This is a genomic window from Kaistia soli DSM 19436 (genome assembly GCF_900129325.1).
Lineage (GTDB): Bacteria > Pseudomonadota > Alphaproteobacteria > Rhizobiales > Kaistiaceae > Kaistia > Kaistia soli.
In genome coordinates this window covers 1052007-1063885 of sequence record NZ_FQUP01000001.1, presented here as the reverse complement: position 1 = coordinate 1063885, position 11879 = coordinate 1052007, and the positions used below count along the sequence as shown (strand labels likewise).

The window sequence follows — 11879 nt, the reverse complement described above, 5'->3', positions numbered from 1 at the left end:
CCGCTGCGCCAAGCCGGCGACGCCTCGAAGGGCGCCGCCGGAGGGAATGGCGGGCGGAAGCCGCGTCTCGCAACGAAAGGCGGCCTCCCGGTTCATAACGCGCCGTCTCGCTGTTCGATGCCGGCGATCGGTATCAGACGATCAATTCGGGGCCGGGCCGGGTTCGTCGCCGGGTGCACCTGCGGGCGCGTCGCCGGGCATCGGGGCCGGAGCGTCGCCATGACCGTGGCGGCCCATCTTGCCGGCGGCGGCCAGGAACTCGGCCTTGGTGATGCTGCCGTTCTTGTCGGTGTCCGCGCGCGTGAACATCGGCATGGGCTGGGCGAGGAAGGTTGTGAGGGTGATCTCGGTCACGTCGCCCGTGAAGCCCATGCGCTCCAGCATGCGCTCCTGCCGCTTCTCCTGCCGCTCGGCAAAGCGCGCCTTACGTGCGTTGTCGCCATCCGGGCCCTTGTCGGCGCGCGCTCCCTTATCGCCATTCGGTCCCTTGTCACCATGGCCCTTGCCCGGATGGTGCGGCCCGCGCGGCCCTTCGAGGCCGGCGATCGCTTCGGCCTTGGTCAGCTTGCCGTCGCCATTGGTGTCGAGCGCATTGAAGCGCGCGGTGCGATAGGCGGTGATCTCCGCCGCGTCGATGACACCGTCGTTATTGCGATCGAGGAACCAGAACATCATCGTCGCGCGCGGGCTCGCCGCTGGAGCCGGCGCCGGCGTGGTCGTCGCGGCTGGCGCTGCGTCGCTGGCGGCCATCGCAGGCAGTGCGAGGATAGGCGCTGCGGCAAACACGGCGGCGAGGAAAATCGTCTTCATGGGGTGGAACTCCTGGGTGGCGAGGCCGCCTACAACGCGACCTTCCCCCTCGTCACGAATGGTGAGGGGGTGCCCTACGCACGTCGTGAGAATTTTTTCGGGCGGCGCCTAAGGCGCTGTCGTCGGCGTCAGAACAGGTGTCACGACCGGATGCAGCCAGGTCCCGCCGACATTGAATGGCAGCCGAAGGGCTGGCGCACGCTGACCGCCGATCGTCGCTTCGCCATGGGCGCTGATGGCCGGAGTGCCGATCTGGGCCTCAGCTGCCATGTCGACGCGATAGTCGGTGCCGGTGACGGCGATGTTCGGCGCCGACACGACGCCCGCGGCGATCGAGAGATCGCCCTTGGCGCTCGAAAAGCGCGTCGTGCCATTGAAGAGCCGGCCCTCGAGGCTGGCGGGCGGCGCCGTGCTGCCCGAAAGGACATCAAGGCTGATGCCGTTGATCGTGCCACCAGCGATCTGCACGCTGCCGCGTCCCGTCAGCGAGGCGACCAACTCATTCCAGCTGGCACCGCGCCCCTGCAGACTGAGCGTGCCGCCTGCTGTGCCGCCGATCGCATCGATGCCGACAAGGTCGGAAAGCGCCGTCTTGAGCGGCAGTTGGTCGATCTTGGCCTGCAGGCTGGCCGAGGGCGCCGGATCCAGCGTCTCCGCGGAGAGGCTGGCCGTCAGGCGCCCGCCATAGAGCTGAAGATCACCGATGGCGACATCGAGCCGGCCGTCGCGAACCGCCAGTGAGGCGGCGACCCGCCCGGCTGTTTCGCTGCCAACACGGAGCTGATCGGCGGAGAGGCGCAGATCTGCGTTGAAGTTGTCGAGTCTCGGCCATCCGAGCGGCGCATCCGGTGCGATGCGCGAGGCTGCAAGAATGGCGCGCGCTGCGCCGACATAGCTGGTGATGTCGAGGAGATCGAAGGCGAGCGTCGCCTGGATCGAAGGCCGCGCGGCGGCAAGCGCCAGCGACAGGGCACCGACACCCTGATTCCCGTCGATCGTCAGCGCCGCATCGCCGAGCGTCAGGGTGCCGCGGACGAAATCGACCGTCGACGTGATCGAAGCGGCGCCAAACCGCGGCAGTCTCCCCGTAGGGATCGCGAAAAGCTCGGCGAGGCCGGTGAGCGATGAGGTCGAAACGGAGATCTGGCCATTGGCGGCGAGGCCGTCGAGACGGCGAAGCGAGCCATCGAACGAAGCGCGCAGCAGATCGGATTCCAGCGCCAGCCGCACATTAGCGGCCTCGCCGTCGAATACAGCTCGGATCGAGTTGAGCGAGGCATAGAAATTGACATTCTTGCCCCGCCAATTCGCCCGGCCCTGGACGCTGGCGAGACTCCGCGGATCGGGAAGATCGAGAACCGCGTCGATTTTATCGATTCTTTCCGCGCGGCCGGCGCCATCCGCGTAATCGATGCTGCCATCCGTGACGATGAGCTGACGAAGCGGCGCAGTGGCATCGAGGCCACTCGGCAGGTCCCAGTTCGGAACGCCCGCGGCATCGACGGCGATGCGAAAGCGGGGTCGCAGGAACGAGAAGGATGAAGGCTCGATGCGGCCGCGGAAGATCAACGGCAGGATCGGCACCTGCGCCCGCAACTGGTCCATCTCGACCAGGGTCGTGTCATCGCGGGCTGAGCCGATGTGAACCTTGGGGAAAGTGACGGTGAGATAGGGGGTGAAGGCGACTTTGGGCGTGCCATCGAAGGTCATGGAGCGACCGCTCCAGCCCGCGATCTCGCGCGACATCGAACGGCGAACGACCTCGATCGACACCAATTTGGGCGCGAACAGGACAAAAGCCAGCCCGAGCATGACGAGCAGGGCTGCGATCGGGGCGACGCGTTTGACGAGAATGGCGGTTGCGCGTCCCATGTTCCAAGCGCCGCTGCGAAGTGCCTTTCGGATAGGCACAATTCGGCCGCGCCGCAAGGCATTTTGTGGCGATCACGGCCCAAGCTTTCCGCGTGACTCGGTCCGGCGTCACCGCTATCCATGGGACGAGGTCGGTGTTGCCCGGCCGTTTCGTGGCACGGAGAAGCGCAATCCGATGACGGCGGTCACTGCGGAAGGCAACGAGGGTCCCCTCTGGGTTCCGTCTGAAGAACGCATCGCCGGCCATCCCATGACGCGCTTTCGTGCCGCCGCTGCGGTGCGTGCTGGCCGCGAACTCGCAGACTACGACGCGCTGCATCGTTGGTCCGTGGAGGATCGCGCTGCCTTTTGGGATCTCGTCTGGGATTTCTGCGGTGTCGTCGGCGAGAAGGGCGCGCGCCGTCTCGTCGATGGCGATCGGATGCCCGGGGCGCGGTTCTTTCCAGACGCGACACTGAACTTCGCGGAGAATCTTCTGAAGCGCCGCGGCGAAAGCGACGCCCTGGTCTTCTGGGGGGAGGACCGAGTCAAGCGTCGGATGAGCTGGGACGCGCTTTCATCGCTCGTCTCGCGCCTCGAACAGGCCTTCCGCGCCGCGGGCGTTCAGCCGGGCGATCGCATCGCCGCGATGATGCCCAACCTGCCCGAAACCATTGCCGGCATGCTCGCCGCAGCGGCGATCGGCGCCGTCTGGTCCTCCTGCTCGCCGGATTTCGGTCCGCGCGGCGTGCTCGACCGTTTCGGCCAGATCGAGCCGGTGATCTTCATCGCCTGCGACGGCTATTACTACGGTGGCAAGGTCATCGATATCGGTCCGAAGCTGGCCGAGATCGTGCCGGCATTGCCGACCGTTCGCCAGGTGATCATCGTCCCTTATATCGGCACGGCCGACGCGACTGCGGCGACGCTTCCGCACGGGGCGACGCTCGAGGCAGCCATCGCCCTGTTCGCGCCGCGGCCTGTCGAGACGGTGGCGCTGCCCTTCAACCATCCGCTGTACATCATGTTTTCCTCCGGCACGACCGGTATCCCGAAATGCATCGTGCATGGGGCCGGCGGCACGCTGCTGCAGCATCTGAAGGAGATCCACCTCCATTGCGGCATCGGCGCGGACGACCGGCTGTTCTACTTCACCACCTGCGGCTGGATGATGTGGAATTGGCTCGCCTCCGGCCTCGCTACGGGCGCGACGCTGCTGCTTTACGATGGCTCGCCCTTCCATCCGGATGGCAATATCCTCTTCGACTATGCCAGCGCCGAGGGCATGGCGATGTTCGGCACGTCGGCGAAGTTCATCGACAGCGTTCACAAGGCTGGATTGAAGCCGATCGAGACGCATGATCTGTCCGCGCTGCGGGTCATCACCTCGACCGGCTCGCCGCTCTCGCCCGAGAGCTTTTCGTTCGTCTATGACGGTATCAAGCACGACGTGCACCTCGCCTCGATCTCGGGCGGCACGGACATCGTTTCCTGCTTCGTGCTCGGCATTCCCGACAAGCCCGTCTGGAAGGGCGAGATTCAGGGACCCGGCCTCGGCCTTGCCATGGATGTCTGGAGCGAGGACGGCCAGCATTTGGACAGCGGCAAGGGCGAGCTGGTCTGCCTGAAGCCGTTTCCCTCGATGCCTGTCGGTTTCTGGAATGATCCCGACGGCGCGCGCTATCACGCGGCGTATTTCGAGCGTTTCGACAATGTCTGGTGCCACGGCGATTTCGCCGAATGGACCCGACATGGCGGACTGATCATCCACGGCCGCTCGGATGCGACGCTCAATCCGGGCGGTGTGCGCATCGGCACGGCCGAGATCTACAACCAGGTCGAGCAGATCCCGGAGGTTCTGGAGGCGCTCGCCATCGGACAGGACTGGGACGACGATGTCCGCGTCGTGCTCTTCGTGCGCCTGCGGCCGGGCATTCAACTCGACGAGGCGCTTGAGAAGACCATCCGCCTGCGCATCCGCACGGGATGCACGCCGCGGCACGTGCCGGCGCGCATCGTCGCGGTTGCCGATATCCCGCGCACGAAGTCCGGCAAGATCGTCGAACTCGCGGTGCGCGAGGTCGTGCATGGCCGCCCGGTCAAGAACCAGGAAGCACTCGCCAATCCCGAGGCGCTGGCGCTCTACCGCGATCTGCCGCAACTGGCCATCTGAAGCGGCAATCGGCCCGGAATCCATCGTGGTTGACGAAGCGTGAATCGGCATCGCAGCACGGCTACGATCGCGACAAGCACGCGTTAATTCCGTTTTAAACTGTAGCCGTCTCGTTAAGGTCTCGTTTACGCAGCCCGGACGCTTATGGCGCCATGACAAGGTGCCATCGGGGCTGCGTGATGTCCGTTCTTGATCTTTTCCGCCGCGACCGGCGCGGCAATGTCGCGGTGATCTTTGGTCTCGCGGCCATCCCCATCCTGGGCGCGACGGGCGTTGCGATCGACTATGGCCGGACCACCATGGCGCATGCCCGGCTGGCCGATGTCCTCGATGCCGCCGTGCTGGCGGTCGGCTCCAAGCCGACGATGACCGACGCCGCCGCCAAGACGATGGTGACCGCATGGGTCGACGCGCAGCTCAAGGAGAATGGCACGATCGACTCCTGGAAGCTCGACAGCTTGACGCAGGACAATGGCAAGATCACAGCCACGGCATCGGCCACCGTCCCGACGACGCTGACCAAGCTGATCGGCTTCGAGACCATGCCGGTCTCGGTGCTCAGCGAAGCGATCCGCAGCGTTAATAAGCTGGAGGTCGCGCTGGTGCTGGATACGACGGATTCGATGAGCGGCTCGAACATCATCGCCTTAAAGACCGCGGCAAAGAACCTTGTCACGAAGGTGACTGCCGATCCGAAGGCAGACGTGAAGATCGCTGTTGTGCCCTATGGCGCCAATGTCAATGTTGGCCTCTCCAATCGGAAGCAACCATGGGTAAGCGTCGCGGACGATTATGTAAAGCCAGCCGGAGCCTGCACGACCACAACCACCAAGCAAGTTTGCGATAGCACGACGACGAAGTATTCATGCACAAAATACAAGGACGGCGTGCCGTATACGGCGACATGTTCGACAACGACCAATACGAATTGCAAGACCGTGCCGCTTGATCCGCCAACGACCAGCTGCCCCTCGCCGACAACCTATGTCTGGAATGGCTGCGTCGGCTCACCCAAATATCCCGACAACGTCAAGGACGACAACGCCGCCCGCGTCTACCCGGGTTTCCTCTTCAGCAAGAACAGTGGCGACGATAAACGTTGCCCTACGCAGTTCACACCGCTGACCAGCACTGTTTCGACGGTTAATGCTGCGATCGACGCCATGACCACTACAAACATCGACCAGACCTTCATGCCGGCCGGCTTGGCTTGGGGCTTCAACGTCATCTCCGCGGCGACGCCGATCACCGACGCGGCTGCTTATGATACGACTGGCCGTAACCTCAATCCGACCAAGGCTGTGGTCCTGATGACAGACGGGCTGAACACGGCAAAGGTGGATTCGACCGGAAAGCACGTTGCGTCAACGAACGCCGACGGCTCTCCCAATTCGACGCAGGGGAATACCTACACGGCGGAACTCTGCGCCAACATCAAGGCCAAGAACATCGAGGTCTACACGGTTTCCTATGATCTGCCGAACACGGTCAACGGCGCGACGGATGCCAAGGCTATGCTGAAAGCCTGCGCTACCAGCGCCGACAATTATTTCGACGCAGCCGACTCGACCGCACTGCTCGCCGCTTTTGCGACGATCGCCGAGGACATGAACAATCTGCGCCTGACGCGCTGAGGGTCAATCCCGCCCGTTGCGGCCGATGCGCGACAGGCGGATGACCGGGACGAGGCCGACAAGCACGATCATCAGGGCGGCGATGGCGCCGTCCTCATGCGTGCCGCGTGCTGCTTCGCCATAGACGCTGGTCGCCAGCGTCTCGAAATTGAGCGGCCTGAGCAATAGCGTCGCCGGCAGTTCCTTCATCGCGTCGACGAAGACAAGGATCGCGGCCGTTGCAATCGGGGCGGCCAGCAACGGCGCATGGATCTCGCGCGAGACGCGCGCCGGCGTCGCGCCGAGGCTGGACGCCGCGCCGTCGAGCGAGGGGCTGATGCGCTGGAAGCCGGCCTCGATGCCGCCGATCGCGATTGCGAGAAAGCGGAGGCAATAGGCGAGCAGCAACGCTGCGCCGGAGCCGATCAGCACCAGCCCGATCGATTGGCCGGTCAGCGCACGCACGCCATTCGCGATGATGTTATCGAGGCCGGCCAAAGGCACCAGCAGGCCGACGGCGAGCACGGTGCCGGGAATAGCGTAGCCGATCGTGCCGATCCGCATCAGTGGCCGCACCAAGTGGCCACGCGCGCCGCGCGCCGCGACGGTGAGGGCGAGGCCGAGCGTGATCGTGAGGAGCGCGGCAAGACCCGCCATGGCCAGGCTGTTGCCCGCGGTTGAGATCAGCCCGGCCGGCCAGCCGCGCGCGGCAAGGCGCGTCGCGGCAGCGACGCCGAGATAGGCGGCCGGCACGCCGAAGCCGATCAGCACAGGGATGGCGCAGGCGGCGATAGCAAACGCGCTGCCCCTGGTGCGGAGCGTCATGTCGGCAGGCGGCCGGGCGCCGCGGGCAGCGGCGGCCGTCGAAAGGCGGCGACGCGCATGTCGCTCGGCCAGCATCAGCAGCAGCACGATGGCGAGCATGGCCAGCGCGATCTGCGCGGCGCCCTCGATCGATCCGCGCACCGCCCAGGTCGTGTAGACTGTGACGGTCAGCGTGCGGATGCCAAGAAATTCCGAAGCGCCGATATCGTTGAGTGTTTCCAGCAGCACGAGGCTGAGGCCGACCGCCGCTGCTGGCCAGATCGTCGGCAGTGTCACGCCGAAAAATGCGCGGAGCGGGCCGGCGCCGAGCATGCGGGCGGCATCAGACAGGGCCGCCGCGCGCATCATCAATAGCGCGCGGACCGGCAGATAGACATAAGGGTAGAGCACGAAACCGATGACGAAGATCGCCCCGCCGGCCGAGCGAAGATCGGGCAGGCGGAGCGCGCGCGGATCGCTGATGCCGAGGAGGCCGCGCAGCGCCGTCTGCAACGGGCCGACGGGATGGACGACGTCGAGCCAGGCATAGGCCATGACATAGGTCGGCATGGCCAAGGGGAGCAGCAACGCCCATTCGAACAGGTGTCGCCCGGGAAAGCGGCACCGCGCGACGAGGAAGGCGGTGCCGATGCCGGTGACGAGCGCGATCGTTCCAACACCGGCCAGCAGGATGAGTGTCGTCCAACTCGCACGCGGCAATACATTGCGGAGAAGGGACGGCCAGAGCGCGCCGTCGCCGCCGACCGCGAACCAGGCAAGGCCGCCGACCGGCAGCAGCGCAAGCGCCGCCACCGCGAGACAGAACGCGATGCGTCCCCTGTCGACGGCAAGAAGCCGGCGCCGCGAGGGCGCCGGCCGTGCATCCGATATGGCCGGTGAGACGGCCGACAATGCCGAGCGCTGCCCGTCAGCGATCAGCCGTCGAAGCCGGTGGCGTCGACCAGTTCGCTCGCCTCGCCGCGGTCCTTGGCGATCTCGACCAGCGGCGTCGGATCGACGGTCAGCGTGCCGAGATCGGCGATGATCGGATCGGCGGCGACGCCGGGCCGAACCGGATATTCGAAATTGGCCTTGGCGTAGATTTCCTGCGCCTTCTCCGAAGCGAGATATTCGAGAAGCTTCACGGCGTTGTCGCGGTTCGGCGCGTTCTTGGCGACGGCCGCGCCGGAGATGTTCACATGCGTGCCGGCCTTGTCCTTGAAGGTCGGCAGGATCACGCGGATCGCCTCGCCCCAGGCCTTCTGCTCGTCGCCGCCCTTGCCGCTCCGCATCAGGCCGACATAGTAGGAATTGCCGACGCCGATGTCGCAGATGCCGGCGAGGATGTCGCGGGCGACGTCGCGATCGCCGCCGCCGGGCGTGCGGGCGAGATTGGCGCGTACGCCGTCGAGCCAGACCTTGGTCTCGTCCTTGCCGTCCTTGGCGATCATCGCCGCGATCAGCGAGGTGTTGTAGGGATGCTGGCCCGAGCGGATGCAGATCTTGCCCTTGAAGCGCGGGTCGGCGAGGTCCTCATAAGTGAGCGTCTCGTCGGTGACGCGGTCCTTCGAGGCATAGATGACGCGGGCGCGCATCGAGAGGCCGAACCAGTTTCCGGCGGGATCGCGAAGATTGGCCGGGATGCCCTCGTCGAGCGCCGTCGAGGTCACGGGCTGCGTCAGCTTGCGATCGACGAGTTCGATGAGATTGCCATAGTCCACGACGCTGAGCAGGTCGGCCGGAGAATTGGCGCCCTCGCTCTCGACGCGCTGGGCTAGGCCCTCCTTGATGAAGACGACATTCGCCTTGATCCCGGATTCAGCCGTGAAGCTGTCGAGCAGCGGTTGGATCAGCCCGGGTTCGCGGGTCGTGTAGACATTGACCTCCCCATCGGCAAAGGCCGGCAGGGCGCCGAAGGTGGTCAACGCTGCGAGCGCGGCCGTGCGAAGAAAGGAAGAGCGGGGAAACATCGGGAACAGCTCCGTCGTGAAAGGGCGGATGGTGCCAATTCGGGCGGCGCCAGCAGCACCACACGGGAAGGCAGGCGGTGCTTCCCATCTGCGCCACAGGCTGTCAAAGGCAATATTGAACGAAATCAATATCTTAGAGGAATTCCAAGCTGGATTGATTCCAGATCAGCGGCTTAGCGCTTGGCGCACCGTCGGAACTATTGGAAAGGCAGCCTGATCACCTCGGGATCACGATGCCGTGAATTGTGGCGCTCAAGCTTCGCGCCAGTCGCCCGCCACCGCCTGCACCAGCGCCAGGGCGGCAACGGCCGCCGTGTCGGCGCGGAGGATGCGCGGCCCGAGCGCGATCGCCGTGACGAAGGGCAGCGCCTTCAAAAGCGTCCGCTCTTCGGGCGAGAAGCCGCCTTCCGGGCCGATCAACACGGCAAGCGGAGTGGGTGGCAAAGCGCGGAGCACGCTGACCGGATCGGCGCCGGTCTCGTCCTCGTCGCAGAAGATGATTCGCCGCCCGGCATCCGTCGCCTCCCAGCCGGTCAGGAGATCTGCCATTGGCCGCGGTGCCTCGATCGCGGGAATCGTGAGAATCCCGCACTGCTCGGCCGCCTCGATGGCGTTTGCCCTGAGGCGGTCCTCATTCAGCCGCGTCACCTGCGTGCGGCGCGTGATCACCGGCCGCAGCCGTCCGGCGCCCATCTCGACCGCTTTCTGGACCATATAGTCGAGCCGCGCCTGCTTTAGCGGCGCGAACAGATAGTCGAGGTTTGAGGGCGCGGCCTGCTCCCGCATTTGCGTCTCGACAAGCAGCGCCGCCCGCTTGCGGTCGCCTTCGAGCACGGCGCGCCACTCACCATCGCGGCCATTGAAGACCAGAACGGCGGCGCCCGGCGTCATGCGCAGCACATTGACCAGATAGTTGGCCTGGTCGCGATCGAGCGGCACGGTCGTGCCGGCATCAAGCGGTGCGTCGAGGAACAGCCTCTGGCTGGCGAAGTCATAACGGGACATGGCTGAGGGATAGTCGGCCGCAGGATCGTCCGCAACCCTTGACCCGGGCGGGCAGGCTGGGGCAATCGGAAGGTCTGGAGGACGATGTGAGCCAGCCGCCTTCGAATGTCGCCGAATATTCCGTCTCGGAGATCTCCGCCGCTCTGAAGCGCACGGTTGAGGACACGTTCGGCCATGTGCGCGTGCGCGGCGAGATTTCCGGCTATCGCGGGCCGCACTCCTCCGGCCATGCCTATTTCGCGCTGAAGGACGACAAGGCCAAGCTGGAAGCCGTGATTTGGCGCACCAGCATGGCGCGCCTCCGCTTCCGCCCCGAAGAGGGCATGGAGGTGATCGCGGTCGGCAAGCTGACGACGTTCCCGGGCTCGTCCAAATATCAGATCGTCATCGAGACGCTGGAGCCGGCGGGCGTCGGTGCGCTGATGGCGCTGCTTGAGGAGCGGCGCAAGAAGCTCGCAGCGGAGGGTCTATTCGACCAGGCCCGGAAGCGCCCCCTGCCTTATCTGCCGCGCGTCATTGGCGTCGTAACCTCGCCGACCGGAGCTGTCATCCGCGACATCCTGCATCGCCTCGCCGACCGTTTCCCGGTCCACGTCCTGGTCTGGCCGGTGCGCGTACAGGGCGAAACCTCGGCCGCTGAGGTCGCGGCGGCGATATCAGGCTTCAACGCGCTGACGCCCGGCGGACCGGTGCCGCGTCCCGATCTTCTCATCGTCGCGCGGGGCGGCGGCAGCCTGGAAGACCTCTGGGGCTTCAACGAGGAGATCGTCGTTCGTGCCGCGGCCGCTTCCGATATCCCGCTGATCTCCGCCGTCGGCCACGAAACCGATACGACGCTGATTGATTTCGCCGCGGACCTCCGCGCGCCGACGCCAACCGGCGCCGCCGAAATGGCGGTGCCTGTGCGCGCCGAGCTGCTCGCGGCTGTCGGCGGGCTCGGCCAGCGTCTGGAGGGTGCCGCCTATCGCCATATCGAGGCGCGGCGGCGGGAACTGCGCGCCGCGACACGCGGATTGCCAAGGCTCGACGATCTGCTCGCCATTCCGCGCCGTTCGTTCGACGAGCTTGCCGCGCGGCTCGGCCGCGGCCTCGGCGCCAATACGCTTGCGCATCGCGGCCGGCTCGGTCGCTCGGCGTCGCTCCTGACGCCCGTCGTGCTCGCCCGCCGCATCGAACGCGCTCTCGATCGCCTCGCAGGCCTGTCGGAACGGCAGGGCAGGGCGCTCGACGTTCACGCCGAACGGAAGCGCGCGCTGTTCGCCCGAACGACGCAGCGGCTGCGCATCGAACCGATCGGCGAGCGGGTGCATCGCGGCCGCGACCGTCTCGGCGAAATCGACGGGCGTGTTGGCAGGGCCTTCATCCGGATCGTCGAGCGCCGCCGCGATCGGCTCGATCGCGCCTGGCGGCTGGCCGAAACCTTGTCCTATCGCAGCGTCCTCGCGCGCGGCTTTGCCCTCGTCACCGATGGTGTCGGCCAGCCGGTCCGCTCAGCATCGAGCGTCGCCCCCGGCGATCCGCTTTCCATCGAGTTCCACGACGGCAAGATCGGCGCGCTCGCCGCCGGCACGCCCGCGCCTCCGAAGCCGAAAGTGCGCGCCAAGCCGAAGACACCCTCGCAGGAAAGCCTGTTCTAGCCGGCGCGATCACAGC

At 66.0% G+C, this 11879-nt stretch carries 8 protein-coding genes; 3 read left to right on the top strand and 5 right to left on the bottom strand.

All coding sequences use genetic code 11. The features are described from left to right. Positions 1-141: 141 nt before the first annotated feature. Positions 142-810: an EF-hand domain-containing protein gene (locus BUB39_RS05175; RefSeq protein WP_073051891.1), complete on the bottom strand. Its 669-nt coding sequence runs from the start codon at positions 808-810 to the stop codon at positions 142-144. Positions 811-918: 108 nt separating this feature from the next. Further along, positions 919-2682, bottom strand: coding sequence for an AsmA family protein (locus BUB39_RS05170; RefSeq protein ID WP_073051890.1), 1764 nt, complete (start codon positions 2680-2682; stop codon positions 919-921). 175 nt (positions 2683-2857) lie between these two features. Here BUB39_RS05170 and BUB39_RS05165 point away from each other — a divergent pair, with 175 nt between their 5' ends. Both BUB39_RS05165 and BUB39_RS05160 read left to right on the top strand, forming a co-directional pair. Next, entirely contained in the window at positions 2858-4834 is a 1977-nt protein-coding gene (locus BUB39_RS05165; protein ID WP_073052788.1) for an acetoacetate--CoA ligase, read from the top strand. 179 nt (positions 4835-5013) lie between these two features. Continuing rightward, positions 5014-6468 (top strand): pilus assembly protein, encoded by a 1455-nt coding sequence (locus tag BUB39_RS05160; protein ID WP_073051889.1) that lies wholly within the window; start codon positions 5014-5016, stop codon positions 6466-6468. 3 nt (positions 6469-6471) lie between these two features. On the opposite strand, the gene BUB39_RS05155 is transcribed toward BUB39_RS05160, so the two are convergent. The 3 genes from BUB39_RS05155 to BUB39_RS05145 all read right to left on the bottom strand — a co-directional run bounded on the left by BUB39_RS05155 (position 6472) and on the right by BUB39_RS05145 (position 10226). Next, the gene (locus tag BUB39_RS05155; RefSeq protein WP_139251340.1) at positions 6472-8163 is read right to left on the bottom strand and encodes an ABC transporter permease; all 1692 of its coding nucleotides are present in this window, start codon (positions 8161-8163) and stop codon (positions 6472-6474) included. A 23-nt stretch (positions 8164-8186) separates the two neighbouring features. Then, positions 8187-9221 carry a Fe(3+) ABC transporter substrate-binding protein gene (locus BUB39_RS05150; RefSeq protein WP_073051888.1) on the bottom strand — a complete coding sequence of 345 codons (1035 nt, stop codon included), beginning with the start codon at positions 9219-9221 and terminating at the stop codon, positions 8187-8189. Positions 9222-9473: 252 nt separating this feature from the next. Next, positions 9474-10226, bottom strand: a complete 753-nt coding sequence (locus tag BUB39_RS05145) for a 16S rRNA (uracil(1498)-N(3))-methyltransferase (RefSeq protein ID WP_073051887.1) — start codon at positions 10224-10226, stop codon at positions 9474-9476. A gap of 74 nt (positions 10227-10300) precedes the next feature. Between BUB39_RS05145 and xseA the strand changes: the two genes are divergently transcribed. After that, on the top strand, positions 10301-11863 hold the full coding sequence (gene xseA / locus BUB39_RS05140) for an exodeoxyribonuclease VII large subunit (RefSeq protein ID WP_073052786.1): 1563 nt from the start codon (positions 10301-10303) through the stop codon (positions 11861-11863). The last annotated feature ends 16 nt before the right edge of the window (positions 11864-11879 follow it).

What these genes read in the sequence shown, in the direction of transcription:
- BUB39_RS05175 (WP_073051891.1), bottom strand. Translation starts at nt 810, where the DNA reads ATGAAGACGATTTTCCTCGCCGCCGTGTTTGCCGCAGCGCCTATCCTC.
- BUB39_RS05170 (WP_073051890.1), bottom strand. Translation starts at nt 2,682, where the DNA reads ATGGGACGCGCAACCGCCATTCTCGTCAAACGCGTCGCCCCGATCGCA.
- BUB39_RS05165 (WP_073052788.1), top strand. Translation starts at nt 2,858, where the DNA reads ATGACGGCGGTCACTGCGGAAGGCAACGAGGGTCCCCTCTGGGTTCCG.
- BUB39_RS05160 (WP_073051889.1), top strand. Translation starts at nt 5,014, where the DNA reads ATGTCCGTTCTTGATCTTTTCCGCCGCGACCGGCGCGGCAATGTCGCG.
- BUB39_RS05150 (WP_073051888.1), bottom strand. Translation starts at nt 9,221, where the DNA reads ATGTTTCCCCGCTCTTCCTTTCTTCGCACGGCCGCGCTCGCAGCGTTG.
- BUB39_RS05145 (WP_073051887.1), bottom strand. Translation starts at nt 10,226, where the DNA reads ATGTCCCGTTATGACTTCGCCAGCCAGAGGCTGTTCCTCGACGCACCG.